This is a genomic window from Hymenobacter sp. YIM 151500-1 (assembly GCF_025979885.1).
GTDB lineage: Bacteria > Bacteroidota > Bacteroidia > Cytophagales > Hymenobacteraceae > Hymenobacter.
Genome location: NZ_CP110139.1, coordinates 2,381,242 through 2,396,550, shown reverse-complemented (window position 1 = coordinate 2,396,550; position 15,309 = coordinate 2,381,242). Strand labels below are relative to the sequence as shown.

Annotated in this window: 14 protein-coding genes; 11 read left to right on the top strand and 3 right to left on the bottom strand. The window is 60.3% G+C overall.

The genetic code is table 11. From position 1 onward, the window contains the following. The first annotated feature begins 42 nt into the window (after positions 1 to 42). The 9 genes from OIS53_RS10020 (at position 43) to OIS53_RS09980 (ending at position 9,046) form a co-directional block, all read left to right on the top strand. On the top strand, positions 43 to 585 hold the full coding sequence (locus OIS53_RS10020; RefSeq protein ID WP_264682273.1) for an RNA polymerase sigma factor: 543 nt from the start codon (positions 43 to 45) through the stop codon (positions 583 to 585). Further along, positions 572 to 1,189, top strand: a complete 618-nt coding sequence (locus OIS53_RS10015) for a hypothetical protein (protein WP_264682271.1) — start codon at positions 572 to 574, stop codon at positions 1,187 to 1,189. Before OIS53_RS10020 ends, OIS53_RS10015 begins: the two co-directional genes overlap by 14 nt. A 90-nt stretch (positions 1,190 to 1,279) precedes the next feature. Beyond that, positions 1,280 to 2,227, top strand: a complete 948-nt coding sequence (locus tag OIS53_RS10010; protein ID WP_264682270.1) for an ABC transporter ATP-binding protein — start codon at positions 1,280 to 1,282, stop codon at positions 2,225 to 2,227. 161 nt (positions 2,228 to 2,388) lie between these two features. Then, a complete protein-coding gene (locus tag OIS53_RS10005; RefSeq protein WP_264682268.1) occupies positions 2,389 to 3,726 on the top strand; it encodes an ABC transporter permease in 1,338 nt (445 codons plus the stop codon). A 135-nt stretch (positions 3,727 to 3,861) separates the two neighbouring features. Continuing rightward, complete coding sequence (locus OIS53_RS10000; RefSeq protein ID WP_264682267.1) at positions 3,862 to 4,752, top strand: ChaN family lipoprotein; 891 nt, start codon at positions 3,862 to 3,864, stop codon at positions 4,750 to 4,752. Between the two features lie 221 nt (positions 4,753 to 4,973). Then, the gene (locus tag OIS53_RS09995) at positions 4,974 to 5,615 is read left to right on the top strand and encodes a hypothetical protein (RefSeq protein ID WP_264682266.1); all 642 of its coding nucleotides are present in this window, start codon (positions 4,974 to 4,976) and stop codon (positions 5,613 to 5,615) included. Positions 5,616 to 5,911: 296 nt separating this feature from the next. After that, positions 5,912 to 6,445, top strand: a complete 534-nt coding sequence (locus OIS53_RS09990) for a hypothetical protein (RefSeq protein WP_264682265.1) — start codon at positions 5,912 to 5,914, stop codon at positions 6,443 to 6,445. A gap of 58 nt (positions 6,446 to 6,503) precedes the next feature. Then, complete coding sequence (locus tag OIS53_RS09985; RefSeq protein WP_264682264.1) at positions 6,504 to 8,624, top strand: glycoside hydrolase family 97 protein; 2,121 nt, start codon at positions 6,504 to 6,506, stop codon at positions 8,622 to 8,624. A gap of 65 nt (positions 8,625 to 8,689) precedes the next feature. After that, complete coding sequence (locus OIS53_RS09980) at positions 8,690 to 9,046, top strand: PH domain-containing protein (protein WP_264682263.1); 357 nt, start codon at positions 8,690 to 8,692, stop codon at positions 9,044 to 9,046. A 99-nt stretch (positions 9,047 to 9,145) separates the two neighbouring features. Here the strand turns inward: OIS53_RS09980 and OIS53_RS09975 are convergent, their stop codons facing one another. Then, positions 9,146 to 9,499 (bottom strand): HesB/IscA family protein, encoded by a 354-nt coding sequence (locus OIS53_RS09975; protein ID WP_264682262.1) that lies wholly within the window; start codon positions 9,497 to 9,499, stop codon positions 9,146 to 9,148. 263 nt (positions 9,500 to 9,762) lie between these two features. On the opposite strand from OIS53_RS09975, the gene OIS53_RS09970 reads away from it, so the two are divergent. Both OIS53_RS09970 and OIS53_RS09965 read left to right on the top strand, forming a co-directional pair. Next, on the top strand, positions 9,763 to 10,299 hold the full coding sequence (locus OIS53_RS09970; RefSeq protein ID WP_264682261.1) for a DUF7935 family protein: 537 nt from the start codon (positions 9,763 to 9,765) through the stop codon (positions 10,297 to 10,299). A 10-nt stretch (positions 10,300 to 10,309) separates the two neighbouring features. Beyond that, complete coding sequence (locus tag OIS53_RS09965) at positions 10,310 to 10,687, top strand: hypothetical protein (protein WP_264682259.1); 378 nt, start codon at positions 10,310 to 10,312, stop codon at positions 10,685 to 10,687. 153 nt (positions 10,688 to 10,840) lie between these two features. Here OIS53_RS09965 and bshA read toward each other — a convergent pair whose 3' ends face one another. Then, positions 10,841 to 11,977 (bottom strand): N-acetyl-alpha-D-glucosaminyl L-malate synthase BshA, encoded by a 1,137-nt coding sequence (bshA, locus tag OIS53_RS09960; RefSeq protein ID WP_264682258.1) that lies wholly within the window; start codon positions 11,975 to 11,977, stop codon positions 10,841 to 10,843. 318 nt (positions 11,978 to 12,295) lie between these two features. Then, complete coding sequence (locus OIS53_RS09955; RefSeq protein WP_264682257.1) at positions 12,296 to 15,253, bottom strand: glycoside hydrolase family 3 N-terminal domain-containing protein; 2,958 nt, start codon at positions 15,251 to 15,253, stop codon at positions 12,296 to 12,298. Between the last annotated feature and the right edge of the window lie 56 nt (positions 15,254 to 15,309).

The window sequence follows — 15,309 nt, the reverse complement described above, 5'->3', positions numbered from 1 at the left end:
AGCCGAGCCCGCCGATATATGCCTTGACTTTGCTGCCCTGCTATGAGCCCCGCCGCCCCTGCGCCGCCTGATTTTACAGCTGTCGTGAAGGAGTACCAGCCCTTGCTGCGGCGGGTGTGCCGCCTGTACTGCTCCGACCCTGACGACCGGCAGGACCTGTTTCAGGAAGTGGTATTGCAGCTGTGGCGGGCGTGGCCGCGCTACCAGCCTCAGGCCGGGGCTAAGCTCAGCACCTGGCTTTACCGCATTGCCCTGAACGTGGCCATCAGCGGCTTGCGCCAGCGTACCCGCCGCCCCCGGTCCAGTCGCCTCGGCGCCGACGAGGGCAACGCGGCTCATCATCTGGCCCAGCCCGACGAACCCGCTACGTACGAACCCGAAGAAATGGCTGCCCTCTACCGCGCCATCAACCGCCTGTCCGACGTGGACAAGGCCTTTGTGCTGCTCTACCTCGAAGAACGCACCTACGAGGAAATGGCCGATATCCTTGGCATTACCCAAAACAACGTGCGTGTGAAAATGCACCGCATCCAAGACAAGCTCCGCCAACTCCTTACCCGCCCCGCCGCTCATGGAACTCGATGACTTGCGCCGCCGCTGGCAGCAGTCGGCGCCATCCGAACCTATCCTCGACGATAAGACCGTGCGCCTGCTGCTGGCTCGCCGCTCTGGCAGTCCAGTGGCCAAGATGCGGCGTAATGTGTGGCTGGAAATTGGTATTGCTGTCGCCTTCGTTCTGCTGGCTGCTAGTGCTTTACGTGAAGTGAAGGATGGACACACTCAGGCTATGTTGGTATGGATGCTGATCATGTGCCTACTCAGCGGCTTCTATTTCCGCCGCAAACTCGCCGTGCTGCGGAGCCTGAACGATTCCGCCGGGGCGTTGCGGGAGCATGTGGCCCGGCAGCTAAGCAGCCTGCGGGGGCTGGTGCAGCTGTACTACCGGGCTACTATGTGGTCATTGCCCATCACCTTCGGCATCGGCTTATTCTTCATTGGCAGTAAGTTAGCGCAGGAGCTGTCGGGGCAAAAGCTGCTGCTGGGGCTTGGGATACTCGTTGCTTTTTATGCCTTCGTGGGGCTACTCGGCTACTTCTTTATGCGCTGGTTTACGCGCTGGTACTTGCAAAAGCTCTACGGCCAGCACCTCGACCGACTGGAGGCGCTGCTAAAGGAGTTGGAGGAGTAAAGCAGCCCGTTAGTTGAATTTTTCCGGTACACTAGCCGGCAAAACGCCTACATTCGTTTCACCACACTTTCACCTCATTCTCAACAGCCTGTGCAACCCATTCTCCAAGCCCTGAACGTGCGCAAGGCCTACGCCGCCCACGTGGCCCTCGATGGCGTGAGCCTCGACATTCCGGAGGGCAGCATCTTCGGCCTGCTGGGCCCCAATGGCGCCGGCAAAACGTCCCTTATCCGCATCATCACCCAGATAACCGGGGCCGATGAGGGCGAGGTCCGCTTCCGGGGCGAACGGCTCAACCCCAGCCACATTGCCCACGTGGGCTACCTGCCCGAGGAGCGGGGGCTCTACAAGAAGATGAAGGTGGGAGAGCAGCTGCTGTACCTGGCCCGCCTGCGCGGCCTGAGCCAGGCCGACGCCACGGAGCGCATCAAAGGCTGGCTGACGCGCTTCGACATCAAGGCCTGGGCCGACAAAAACGTGGAAGACCTGAGCAAGGGCATGCAGCAAAAGGTGCAGTTTGTGGCCACCGTGCTGCACGCGCCCAGCCTGATTATTCTGGACGAGCCTTTTTCGGGCTTCGACCCCATCAACGCCAACCTCATCAAGGACGAAATTCTGCGCCTGCGCGACGAAGGCGCCACTATCATCTTCAGCACGCACCGCATGGAGTCGGTGGAGGAGATGTGCGACAATATTGCCCTCATCAACCGCTCCCGCAAAGTGCTCGACGGGCCGGTTAGCGCCATCAAAAACGAGTTCAAAACCCAGACCTACGAAGTGGAAGGCAAGGGCCGCCTGATGCTGCTGCATCCCGACTTTGAGGTACTTAAGCACCAGGAGCGCGAAAACGGCTACTTCTACGATGTCATCAAGCTGCACGGCGGCACTACCCCCAACGACCTGCTGCGCTACCTCATCGGGCCCGGCCAGGTGGAGGTACACGCCTTCCGGGAGCTGATTCCGAGCATCAACGACATCTTTATCCGCCGCGTGCGCGAAACCATGCCCGAAACCCTGGTGGAGGAAGAAGTAGCATGACGTTTTTAAATGTGAAAAATGTGGTGGAATGTGGAGAATGTGAGAAATGAACCTCTATCATCCCGTAGTTCTCAAGCTCAGGATGACAGAACATCAGCTCACCACCTCACTACCCACCGGCTAAGACCCCAAGACCCCAAGCCCCCAAGACCCAACAACCCATGGATAAAATCTGGCTTATTGTGCAGCGCGAATACCTCACGCGGGTGCGCAAGAAGAGTTTTTTGATTATGTCGCTGATTGGGCCGCTGCTCACGGTGGCCTTGTTTGCCGTGCCCGTGCTCATTGCGCGCATGGCCGACAACGGCAAAGTGGTGGCCGTAGCCGACGCCGGCAACCTATTTGCCGGCCAGCTGCCCGAGCCCAAGGACGACATCCGCTTTGTGGCCGCCGCACCGGATTTGGCCCAGGCCAAGGAGGAGTTCAAGAAAGGCAAGTATGATGCCCTGCTCTACGTGCCCAAGCTCGACCTGGCCAACCCAGGCGGCTTCCAGGTGTTTTCGCGCAAGGGACTGAGCCTGAGCCTGGAAACGGATGTCAAGCGTGCCGTGAATCGGCAGATTGAGAACCAGCGTCTGGCCCAGTCCGGCATTGACCGCGCCACCCTCGACAAGCTCAAAGTGGACGTAGACCTGCAAACGGTGAGCCTGAGCGACGAGGGCGAGAAAAGCTCCAGCACGGGCATCAGCACCGGTGTGGCCTACTTCTGCGGCTTCCTGATTTACATGTTCATCTTCATTTACGGCGTGCAGATTATGCGTGGGGTGATGGAAGAGAAAACCAGCCGCATCGTGGAGGTGGTCATTTCGACCGTAAAGCCCTTCCAATTAATGATGGGCAAGGTGCTTGGTATTGCCGCTGTAGGCCTCACCCAGCTGGGCATCTGGGTGCTGCTGTCCATGGGCATCAGCACGGTAATGGCCGGCTCTATCAGCCCCGACAAAGTAGTGGAGGCTCGGGCAGCCCAGGCTACCGCGGTAGTGCGCCAGGATACGCCCGCCCAACAAGCCGCCAAGAAAGAAACCAACATAGCTGCCAAGTTTAGCAATGCTCTGCGCAATGCCGACCTGAACGTGCCGCTGCTTATCGGCTGCTTTCTGTTCTATTTCCTGGGTGGCTATCTGTTCTACGGTGCCCTGTTCGGGGCTATTGGTTCAGCCGTCGACAACGACACTGATACCCAGCAGTTTATGATGCCCGTGACTATGCCGCTGATCCTGGCGTTTGTGGTGTCGCAGGCCATTCTCACCACCAACCCCAACGGCACGGTGGCTTTCTGGATGTCGATGATTCCGTTTACCTCGCCCATTGCTATGATGATGCGCCTGCCCTTCGGGGGCGTGCCGGCCTGGCAGCTGGCCTTGTCTATGGCTCTGCTGGTGGCAGGCTTTGTGTTTACTACCTGGCTGGCCGGGCGCATCTACCGCGTAGGCATTCTCATGTACGGCAAAAAGGTAAACTACCGGGAGCTGGCGAAATGGATGTTCTATAAAGCCTAGCCTGGCACCCGCTTCCGCAGGTTTTTACCGAAAACCCCGCCCTGCAACGGCGGGGTTTTCGGTTTCTGGCCGGAGCGCATGGCGTAGAAGGCCGGGCGCGTAGGGGTAATCGGGAGCTGTGCGGTATCTTCGGGAATGCGCCTGTTTCTTTCACTTGTGCTGGCCTGCCTGGTACTCTCCAGCTTCGGCCCCCACCCCCCCGCCGACGACAAGCCCGCCTACCGCCTGTTCACGGCCGCCGGCCGGCCCGCCAGCTACAACCAGATGGTGCGCGAGCTGGCCCGCGCCGACGTGGTGTTCTTCGGGGAGCAGCACAACGACCCGCTGGCCCACTGGCTGGAGCTGCAAGTTGTCAAAGACCTATTGCGCCTGCGCCAGGGCCAGCTGGTGCTGGGCCTGGAAATGTTTGAGCGCGACGTGCAGCCCCTCGTGGACCAGTACACCACCGGCGAGCTGGACGATAAGGCCTTCGAGGAACAAAGCCGCCCCTGGCCCAACTACGCCACCGACTACAAGCCCCTGCTCCAACTGGCCCGCCAGCAGAAGTTTCGCGTGGTGGGCACCAACGTACCGCGCCGTTACGCCTCCCAGGTAGCCAAGGGCGGCCTGGGCGTGCTCGATGCCCTGCCCACCGCCGAAAAAGCCTGGCTGGCCCCGTTGCCACTGACGGTCGACTACGAGCTGCCGGGCTATAAGAACATGGCCAAGATGTTCGGCGGCGCCGACGCGACCCACGGCGCCGGAGCCCAGCGCATCATTCAGGCCCAGGCCCTGAAAGACGCCACCATGGCCTACTTCCTGAACCAGGCCCGAACTGAAGGCCACCTGCTGCTCCATCTCAACGGCGCCTACCACTCTGACCACCACGACGGCATCTTGGCCTACCTACGCCAGCTCAACCCCCGCCTGCGCGTGCTTACCATCAGCACCGTGAGCCAGGAGCAGCTCGATGAGCTGGAAAAAGAGCACGAGCAAAAAGCCGATTTCGTGCTCGTTGTGCCCACCGACATGACCAAGACGTATTAATCATCACAGATTGGGCAGATGTTGAACTAATTTCACTGATCAGGTTGGCACTTCTTCTGCCGGTAACTTCCTGACGCCAGGCGCCCCCTCTCCATTTTCGGAGAGGGGGCCGGGGGGTGAGGCGCCACGGTAGAGCTTAGCGCCGTGACCAAGACGGATTGCGTCGTCCTGCCTCCTCACAATGACAACTCACCACCCACTCTTCACCACCTCACCATCCCATGCTTTCCACCGCTGCCTACACCGCCCTGCCCGATAAAGCCGCTCTGCAACAGCTCTGCAAGGCGCTGGCTACGTTGGATGCGGTTATCTACCCGGACTTGGAGTACCGGTATTACTCCTACGATGCGCATTGGGCTCCGGGGGAGGAGTTTTTTGAGATGAACGATGGGGAAGGGGACCAATTGCTGGCGCTGTTTCGGGCGGAGGGGTGCGTGCTCAACGGCTACGCCGACGGCCTCCCGGAGCCCGACAAGGAGCAGCTAACCCGGCGCCTGCCCGAAGTGTTTCGGGAGTTCATGTTTGGAGAGCCAGTCAGCTCCATTGGCACCACGTTTTGCTTCTGGCAAACCCAGCCCGGCCAGTGGCAGCTCGGCGACTCCAACCAGCCGGAAGACGGCTCCGAAGACCTGCTCGGCATCTTCGACAATAACCCCCAAACCTACATCGACTGGGCCGAGGAATACTACGGCGAAGAGGACATCTTCCACGTCGGCGGCCTGCCCTTCGCCGTGGTGCAGCAGATTTACCACGGCACCCCGCTCACCCGGCCCATGGTGCACGCCCTGGTCAACACCACCCCCGACTGGTACCAGCTCGAAGCCGACCTGCAAGCCATCGGCTACCCGTACGATTTCAGCTAATCATGCACAGGTAAAACCCCTCTAACTCCCGCGCAGATCCTTCTAACCCTCGCCCCAATCCTGCTAAGCCCGGCACCGATGCTCCTAACCCCGGCGCCAAGGCTTCCAACCCTGGCACCGATGCTCCTAAGCCTGGCGCCGATGCTGCTAAGCCCGGCACCAACGCTGCTAACCTTAGCCCCAATCCTTCTACGCCCAGCACCACTGCTGCTAAGCCCGGCACCGATGCCGCTAAGCCAAGTAGCAGATTCTGCGCGGCCTTCCACTATATTTCTGGGCTACTATTCTTCTCCTGCATGATAAAACCGTTACTCCTCAGCATCAGTTTTGCCCTGCCGCTTTCTGTCTTAGCCCAGCAGAAGCCGGACAGCACCGCGCGCAATTCCGGCTACCGATTGGCTGCTGGCATCCTCGCCACCTACCAGGCCGTGGGCGTGCAGGCCGAACTGCGCTTTAGCTCCCGGTTTGCCCTGAAAGCCGTGGGGGCCCGCTCCCTGGATTACGTGCGCCGGGAAGAGCATGGCGGTGCGGGCATTGGGCTGCTGACCTACTACCTGCCCAGCCGCCACCCGTTTCTGGAGCCCCTGGTGGGCGTGGGTGGGGTGTACTCGTGGTATCATTGGAACCTGCTCGGCGGCAGCGGCACCCTCCACGACCTGAACGTGGGCGGCGCTTTCGGTACCAACTTCTGCTTCAGCCGCCGGTTCCGGGCGGGTGTCAACGTATTCCTGGCCAATGGCTTCCGCGCCGAGTATCGGGAGGGCACCATGTCCATCGTGGGCCGCCGCCTGCTGGCAATGCCCACGCTCACGCTCGACGTGTTGCTGTAAGTGACGTAGCTCAGGTAACTGAATTGGTTGGGTCGGGGAGGCGGTGTACCTTCAAGGTATGAACCGTGCTGCTCTCGTCCTGGCTGCCGCCTTGCTGGCTGGCTTCGTTGTGCCCGCCCTGGCCCAAACTCTCCGCTCACCGTCCCGTAAGCTTACGCTCCGCTTTCAGCTGAGTCCGAGCGGGGAGCCGACCTACGCCCTCAGCTTCGGCCCGAAAACGGTGGTGCGGCCCAGCCGCCTCGGGCTGGTACTGCAAAACCAGCCGGGCCTTGCCCAGGGTTTCTCCGTGGCCCACATCGACAGCAGCCAGCACGACGACACCTGGCAGCCGGTGTGGGGCGAGGTGAAGAGCATCCGCAACCACTACCGGGAGCTGGCCGTGACCTTGCAGCAGCCCGCGCCGCAGGGTCGCCGCTTGGTGGTGCGGTTTCGGTTGTACGACGACGGCCTGGGCTTCCGCTACGAGGTGCCGGAGCAGCCAGGTCTTACCTATTTCACGGTGCAGGACGAGCAAACCGAGTTCAACCTGCCCGCCAACCACCACGCCTTCTGGATACCCGGCGACTACGACTCCAACGAGTACACTTACAGCACCACCCGCCTAAGCGAGGTGAACACCACGCCGATTGAGGCCATTCAGCAGAAAGCCGCCCCGAACCGAATTCAGACCCCCCTGATGCTGAAGTCGGATGATGGGTTGTACGTGAACCTGCACGAGGCCGCGCTGGTAAACTACCCGGCTCTGATGCTGAACGTGGACACCCGGAGCTTTGGCCTCACCAGCCAGCTCGTGCCCGACGCCACGGGCACCGGGGCCAAGGCCTACTTGCAAGCCCCCGAGCACACGCCCTGGCGCACCATCGTGGTCAGTGACCGGGCCCCCGAGGTGCTGGCTTCCAAGCTCATCCTCAACCTCAACGAGCCCAGCACCATCCAGAACCCCAGCTGGATCAAGCCCCAGAAGTTTGTGGGCGTGTGGTGGGAGATGCACGTCAACAAAGGCAGCTGGAACTACGCCGACGTGAGCAATATCAAGCTGGCCACCACCGACTGGAGCCAGCTCACGCCCAACGGCCGCCACGCCGCCAACACCCAAAACGTGAAGCGCTACATCGACTTCGCGGCCAAACACGGCTTGCAAAGCGTGCTGGTGGAGGGCTGGAACGTAGGCTGGGAAGATTGGGCCGGCAACTGGAAAGAAGAAGTATTCGACTTCGTGACGCCCTACCCCGACTTCAACGTGGACGAGCTGCACCGCTACGCCGCCAGTAAAGGCGTGCAGCTTATGATGCACCACGAAACCAGCTCCTCCGTCACCAACTACGAGCGGCGCCAGGATGAGGCACTGCGCTTCATGAAGCAGCACGGCTACCAGGCCGTAAAAACCGGCTACGTGGGCCGCATCATCCCGCGCGGGGAGCACCACGATGGGCAATGGATGGTCAACCACTTTGTGCGCACGGCCCAGAAAATGGCCCAGCAGCAGATTATGGTGGACATGCACGAGTCGGTGCGGCCCACGGGCCTGCACCGCACCTACCCCAACTGGCTGGCCTCGGAAGCCGCCCGTGGCAACGAGTTCAACGCATGGAGCAGCGGCAACCCGCCCGAGCACGAAACCATTCTGCCCTTCACCCGCCTCATGGGCGGCCCCATGGACTACACGCCCGGCATCTTCCAGATCAAGCTCGAACGCTGGAACCCCACCGCCAACAAAGGCCGCCAGGTGCATACCACCCTGGCCAAGCAGCTGGCCCTGTACGTGACGATGTACTCGCCCCTGCAAATGGCCGCCGACCTGCCCGAAGCCTACGAGCAGCACCTCGACGCTTTCCAATTTATCAAGGATGTGCCCGTGGACTGGGACGACACCCGCGTGCTACTGGCCGAGCCCGGCGACTATATCACCATTGCCCGCCAGGCCAAAAGCAAGGACGAATGGTACCTAGGCAGCATCACCGACGAAAACGCCCGCCAACAGCAGGTAAAGCTGGATTTCCTGCGGCCCGGCCAGCGCTACGAAGCCACCATCTACGCCGACGGCAAGGGCGCCCACTGGGAACAAAACCCTATGACGTATCAGATTCGCAAGCAGAAAGTAGACAGCAAAACCGTGCTGAAGCTTCAGCTGGCCCCCGGCGGCGGCACGGCCGTGAGTATCAAGCCAGTAGGGCAGTAGAAGCAGTTGCTTTTCCTGAGAAGCAAAGTATATTCACGTAACAATTCTTTACTTCTCACATCGATATGGTAGACGTAACAATCCAGGGCAGTGACGTGCTATTCGACGTCAAAGGGCTGCATAAGCTATGGGCATTCAAAAGCCAGTTGCAGATTCCGCGGGCTCACATCCGAGCCGTACGCCAAGACCCAAACGCGCACCGCGGCTGGTGGAAAGGCTGGCGGGTGCCGGGCACCCATATTCCCGGCGTACTAGTGGCGGGCACCTATCTGCGTGAGGGTAAATGCGTCTTCTGGGATGTGCGCAACGCCAAGAACGCCCTCGTTATCGACCTAAAGGATGACAGCTACGATCAGCTCGTCATTGAAGTCAAGAATCCTGCGGCAGTAATGGAATTGCTTGGCACGCCGGTAACAGCCTAGTTGCCAGCTACAGCATAGTACTAAAACAGCCCCGGCCGCAAAGCCGGGGCTGTTTTTTAGCTAATCAGCGCAAGCAAAGAAATCAGCGCCAATCGGTGATTATGCCGAGAACGAGGAGCCGCAGCCGCAGGTGCTCTTGGCCTGGGGGTTGTTGAAGACGAAGCCGCGGGCGTTGAGGCCATCCTGGAAGTCAACCTCCATGCCCAGCACGTACATAGCGTGCTTTTTGTCCATGATGAGCGTCACGCCTTCCAGGTCGAAGGTTTCGTCCTGGTCTTTCGGTTTGTCGAAGCCGAGCAGGTAGCTCAGGCCCGAGCAGCCGCCACCCTGCACGCCTACGCGCAAGCCGTACTCAGTGGGCACGTTCTTCTCGCGCAGAATATTCTTCACCTCCTCCAGGGCGCGGGGAGTGAGGCTGATGGGAGCAAGTTTCGTGGAAACGGCCGTTGCCATAAGTTGTTCGTCGTTAGGGAAGGTAGGTCGCAAAGATACGAAGCCCGCAAGAGTAGCAGTGTGCCTTCGGAATAGAAGAACGGACACTGCGTCGAGCCGTAGCTGCGTTTGGTCGTATAACAACGGCTTGGGGCCCGCGGTTCACGGCCTATCTTTGCCCAATTCATGTGTGCCAAGGCTATTGTCATTCCTCGCGCTGCTCGGAATGACATGACGTTTTCCGGCCTACGCGTCCATCATCGTTCTCTCACCACCTTTCGCTAATGAACACCACTGAGTATCTGTTCGATTTGCTAAAGATTATCCTGCCGGCACTCATTGTGGCCGGGGCCATCTACTTTCTGTTTCAGCAGTTTCTGGAGAAGGAGCAGCAGCGCCGGCTGATGGAGCTGCGCCTGGAAGCCAGCAAAACCACGCTGCCCCTGCGCCTGCAAGCCCTGGAGCGCGTCACGATGCTGCTGGAGCGCATCACGCCCAGCAACCTGCTGGTGCGCGTCAGCTCGGCCGGCCTTTCCGCCGCCGACTACCACCGCCTGCTGCTCCAGGAAATCCGGGCCGAGGTGGAGCACAACCTCAGCCAGCAACTTTACATGCAGCCCGAAACCTGGGCCCAGGTGCGCCAGGCCCAGGAAAACGTGGTAAACCGCATCAACACCACCTTTCGCACCCTGCCCGACCCCCAGCACGCCCGCGGCCCCGAGCTGGCCAAGCGCATCCTCGAAAGCCTCATCACCGACGAAACCGACCCCACCGCAGGCGCCTTGTTGGCTGTGAAACGAGAGGCGGTGGCTATGTTCTAGCCATTAGTGCATGAGCAGAATTAAACGTTTGGCGGCAGTAGGTATGGCTTGGATACTTGCCACTACTCCTGCGCTGGCCGAAATGATGAAAAATAGGTCCGTTGGTGAAATACTCTGGACGATTATATTCTTCGTAGCCGGCATTCCCTTCATTATAGGATTGATTGCGTTCTGGTTGGTGGCCTTACTTAAGAATAAACGGCCTAGCCTGCTAGCTATAACACTACCCGCCTTTGGTGGCTGGTGGGGTGGGCTATACCTGATCTGGCAATATAGTGATGCATCAGGCTCGGACACCCTGTGGCTCATCGTGCTGAGCGTATTGGTACTGACCGTTGCTTTAGGTTTGGGAAGTGTCGATTCATCTGCTCCAGATGAAGGTATTTAAACGACACAGCTTCTCAGCTCTGATAACCGACCAAGTATTAGTACTATAGCCCATCAAAAAGCCCCTTACATCCATGTTGATGTAAGGGGCTTTCGGCATTCCAAAGATTGTGTTCTTTATAAAAAAGACGGATTCTTCCTCTTGGAAGAGCAATTATACTGTTGCCAGTACCGCATCAATGGCCCGCTGGTAACAGGCTTCGTAGCGGGGTACGATGTTGTCCACGGCAAACGTCTCGGCGCGGGCGCGGGCGGCGGCTTTGAAGCGGGGCAGGTTTTCTTCATCCAACACAAACAGGGCGTTCTTTACCATGTCGTCTACGTCGCCGACGTGGCTGACCATGCCGGTTTGGCCGTGCACGTTCAGCTCCGGGATGCCGCCCGCGTCGGTGCTGATGACGGGCACCTCGCAGGCCATGGCTTCCAGGGCAGCCAGGCCGAAGCTTTCTTTTTCGGAAGGCATCAGGAACAGGTCGGCAATGCTCAGCACTTCTTCCACGGCTTCGAGCTTGCCCAGGAAGCGGATGTCGTTGCAGAAGCCAATGTCGCGGCAGAGCTTTTCGATGCGGGGCCGGTCGGGCCCGTCGCCGACGAGCAGGAGCTTGGCCGGAATCTGCTTCCGCACCCCGGCAAAAATGTGCAGCACGTCGTCCACGCGCTTCACCGAGCGGAAGTTGCTGGTGTGCACGAGCAGCTGTTCGCCCTCCGGGGCAATGGCGGCCTTGAAGTGGCCTTTGTTCTGCTTCTTGAAGCGCTCCAGGTTGATGAAGTTGGGAATCACCTCAATATCCTTCTCCACGGCAAAATACTCGTACGTCTCCCGCCGCAGGTCCGCCGACACGGCCGTCACGCCGTCCGACTGGTTGATGCTGAACGTCACTACCGGCTCGTAGCTCACGTCCTTGCCCACCAGCGTAATATCGGTGCCGTGCAGCGTAGTTACCACCGGGATGCGGATGCCGCGGGTCAGCAGAATCTGCTTGGCCATAAAGGCCGCCGAGGCGTGCGGAATGGCGTAGTGCACGTGCAGCACGTCGAGCTTCTCGTTCTGCACGATGTCCACCATCTTCGAGGCCAGGGCCAGCTCGTAGGGCGGAAACTGGAACAGCGGGTAGGGCGGAATGTAGACCTCGTGGTAGAACAGGTTCTCGTTGAAGAAGTCGAGGCGGACGGGCTGGCTGTAAGTAATAAAGTGGACGCGGTGGCCGCGCTGGGCCAGGGCCTTGCCCAACTCCGTAGCCACCACGCCGGAACCGCCGTACGTAGGATAACAGACAATGCCGATGTTCATGTGGCGGTAGCTTCAGCTTGCGCCGTCAAGGGGGCGAGACGGGCAAGCAAGGGTAGGGGAAGAGAACTGTCATTCCGAGCGGAGCGAGAAATCTGAATCGCGGATTGAGCGGATTGCTCAGATTTCGCGGATTTCGGTGACGAGACAGATGACTGTATATAATGTGACCAAAATCCGTGCAATCCTAAAATCTGCTCAATCCGCGATTCAGATTCCTCGCTCCGCTCGGAATGACAACAAAAATCGGCGGCAAGTCGCTCTAAAGAACGCCCTACCGCCGATTGCGGAGTCAAAGAAACAGAAAAGCCGGACAACAGGTCATGTCTTCTGCAAGGACTTATAAATCACGTCGTGGATGCGGGTGCGGATGTTGTACTGGCGCAGCTTGTTGTTGCCGGCGTCCGGGTACACGCGGTTAGAAAGAAAGATGTAGAGGATTTTGTTTTCGGGGTCCATCCACACGCAGGTGCCTGTGAAGCCGGTGTGCCCAAAGGTGCTGGCCGGCGACAGGTTGCTGGTGGGGCCCTCGGGCTTGGATGGGTCGCCCCGGTCCCAGCCCAGGCCGCGGCGGTTGCCGGCCTCGGTGCTGCGGGCAAACTCCGTCACTACGGGCGTCTGGTAGAAGCGGTGCCCGCCGTAGCGGCCATTTTGCAGGTTCATCTGCATCAGCACGGCCAGGTCGTTGGCATTCGAGAACAGGCCCGCGTGCCCGCCCACGCCGCCCACCATGGCCGCTGACTGGTCGTGCACGGTGCCTTGCAGCTGGGTGCGCCGGAAGTAGGTGTCGTTCTCGGTAGGGGCAATGCACGACTTCGGGAACCGCGTGAGCGGGTTGTAAGTCATGGTGCCCAGGCCCAGGGGCTGATAGAAATTCTTCTGCAAAAACGCATCCAGCGGCTCCTTGAGCACCTTTTCAGCCAAGCGCTTCAGAATAATAAAGCTCAGGTCAGAATACTCTACCGGATACTTGCCCTTCACCTTGGGCAGCAGGCCCGAGCGCTGCACCCAGGTCCACACCGAGTCGTCGGCGGTGCGGATGCTGTACAGCTCGGGCGTCACGGGGCGCGGAAACTCGGGCGAAGCCGTGCTGGCGTAGAACGTGGGCTTGGGACTGGCCTTGGTGATGGTTCGCTCCCAGGTGGGAATGCCCGGCTTGAGGCCAGCCTGGTGCAGCAGCACGTCGCGCACGGTCATGTCGCGCTTGTTGGTTTGCTTCAGCTCCGTGAGGTAGGCCGCTACTTTATCGTCGAGGTTGATGCGGCCCTGGTCTTTCAGATACATGATGGCCTGCAAGGTGCCGGCCACCTTCGTCACCGACGCCAGGTCGTAGAGCGTGCTGCTGTTGACGGGCTGCGACTTGTCGTAGGTGCAGTAGCCGTAGCTTTTGTCGAACACCACCATGCCGTCCTTGGCTACCAGCACCTGGCAGCCCGGCGCCGCCGCGTAAGCCACCGACTCCAGGGCCACGTTGTCAATCTGGGCCAAGATGCGGGAGTCGAGGTTTACGGCCTCTGGCGTGCCGTAGCGTAGGCGGCGGAAGTCGGGGGTGGGCAGGCCCTGGCCGGCTTTGAGGGTTTCGGACACCGTGACCGGCAGGCGGCCCTTGGCGGGCAGGGCCCCAAATAGCACCTGGGGCACCACCAGCTGGGCGGGGTAGTTGTCTTCGTAGCCGCACACCAGCGTGCGGCTGGCTTCCAGGTGCTTGAGCGAGTAGGCATTACCGAAAGCCACCACCACGGTTTTGACGCGCGGGTTGGCTTGCAGCTCTTGCAGAAACTTCAGCGCCCCTTCCCCGATGCCGTAGTTGTGGGTGGGCGTGTTGTTCATGTTGTGCAAACTCACCACCACCACATTGTAGGGCGCCAGGCGGCCGGCAATGCGGGCAAAGGTCGAGTCGAGGGCGTAGCGGTTGGGCACGGCGTACACCGGGCCGCTCTGGTACTTGCCCATAATCTCGCGGTAGGTCGAGGCCTCCGACCCGATGGTGACGGCCGCAATGCGCAGCGTGTCGAGGCGGTGGAAGGGCAACAGGTCGTCGTCATTTTTGACGACGGTGGTGGCGTGCTCGTAAATCTGCTGCTGCACCAGCCGGCTCAGGGGCCGGTTCAGGTTGGTCATCAGGTTGGGCACGTCGATGGGGCGGTAGCGGTTGAGGCCGGCCCAGTACTTGGCCCGCAGCATCTTACGCACCCGTTGGTCCACGTCTTCCTGGGTAATCTGCCCGGCGGCAATGGCTTCCTTGATCTTCACCAGGGCCACGGGCACGTCTTCCGAAAACAGGAGCACGTCGTTGCCAGCGGCCAGGGCCAAGGCGTCCAGCTCCCCGGCCTTGTACAGGTTCGACACGCTTTTCATATTCAGCGCGTCGGTGAACACCAGGCCCCGGTAGCCCATCTTCTCCTTGAGCAGGCCCGTTACCAGGTTCCGGGAAATGGTAGCCGATAAGGTACGCACCGTGTCGAACAAGGGCATATACAAGTGGCCCACCATCACGCCCATCACGCCCTGCTCAAACGATTTCTGGAACGGGTACAGGTCCACGTTGGTCAGGCGGGCCAGGTCGGAGTTGATAACTGGCAGGGCTACGTGGGAGTCCACATCAGTGTCGCCGTGACCGGGGAAGTGCTTGGCTACGGCCAGCACGCCGTGGTCCTGCAAGCCGCGGATGTACTGAATACCGCGCCGGGCCACCTGCTCCTTGTTTTCACCGAAGGAGCGGTTGCCGATAACCGGATTGCTGGGGTTGGAGTTGACATCCACGACCGGCGAAAAGCTCACGTGCACGCCCAAGGCCTTCATCTTCAGGGCTATTTCGCGGCCCATCTGGTACACGTACTGGTCGTCGTCCATGGCGCCCAGCGTCATCTGCTTGGCAAAGTGCATGGACGAGTCGAGGCGCATATCGAGGCCCCACTCGGCGTCCATGGCCACGAGCAGGGGCACCTTGGCAGCCGCTTGGTAGCGGTTGGTGAGCAAGGCCTGCCGGCGCGGGCCACCCTGCAAAAACATCAGCCCCCCGATGTTGTAGTTCTTGACCAGGAACTCGATGTACTGCGCGTGCTTACGGTCCTTGTTGGAGTAGGCCGCCACCATAAACAGCTGACCCAGGCGCTGGTCGGGCGTCAGGGAGTTGAATACGCTGTCCACCCAGGTTTGCTCCGCCACCGACATGGGCCGGGTGCCGTCGTCGGGCAGGCGCGGCGCCGACGAGGAAATGACTAGACCCGTAACGGCCAACAGCAGCAGAAGGAGTCTAATCCGCAAGTCTTTGAGCATCGGCTCTCGGGAGTTCGGGTCTGATAAGAGGGTTCGGGCAAGATTGAAAGCAAGCG

Bases quoted from the DNA above. Each gene is read 5' to 3' on its own strand.
- OIS53_RS10015 (WP_264682271.1), top strand. From the start codon at position 572: ATGGAACTCGATGACTTGCGCCGCCGCTGGCAGCAGTCGGCGCCATCC.
- OIS53_RS09975 (WP_264682262.1), bottom strand. From the start codon at position 9,499: ATGGCAACGGCCGTTTCCACGAAACTTGCTCCCATCAGCCTCACTCCC.
- OIS53_RS09965 (WP_264682259.1), top strand. From the start codon at position 10,310: ATGAGCAGAATTAAACGTTTGGCGGCAGTAGGTATGGCTTGGATACTT.
- OIS53_RS10000 (WP_264682267.1), top strand. From the start codon at position 3,862: ATGCGCCTGTTTCTTTCACTTGTGCTGGCCTGCCTGGTACTCTCCAGC.
- OIS53_RS10020 (WP_264682273.1), top strand. From the start codon at position 43: ATGAGCCCCGCCGCCCCTGCGCCGCCTGATTTTACAGCTGTCGTGAAG.
- OIS53_RS09955 (WP_264682257.1), bottom strand. From the start codon at position 15,253: ATGCTCAAAGACTTGCGGATTAGACTCCTTCTGCTGCTGTTGGCCGTT.
- OIS53_RS09970 (WP_264682261.1), top strand. From the start codon at position 9,763: ATGAACACCACTGAGTATCTGTTCGATTTGCTAAAGATTATCCTGCCG.
- OIS53_RS09995 (WP_264682266.1), top strand. From the start codon at position 4,974: ATGCTTTCCACCGCTGCCTACACCGCCCTGCCCGATAAAGCCGCTCTG.
- OIS53_RS09985 (WP_264682264.1), top strand. From the start codon at position 6,504: ATGAACCGTGCTGCTCTCGTCCTGGCTGCCGCCTTGCTGGCTGGCTTC.
- OIS53_RS09990 (WP_264682265.1), top strand. From the start codon at position 5,912: ATGATAAAACCGTTACTCCTCAGCATCAGTTTTGCCCTGCCGCTTTCT.
- OIS53_RS10005 (WP_264682268.1), top strand. From the start codon at position 2,389: ATGGATAAAATCTGGCTTATTGTGCAGCGCGAATACCTCACGCGGGTG.
- OIS53_RS09980 (WP_264682263.1), top strand. From the start codon at position 8,690: ATGGTAGACGTAACAATCCAGGGCAGTGACGTGCTATTCGACGTCAAA.
- bshA (WP_264682258.1), bottom strand. From the start codon at position 11,977: ATGAACATCGGCATTGTCTGTTATCCTACGTACGGCGGTTCCGGCGTG.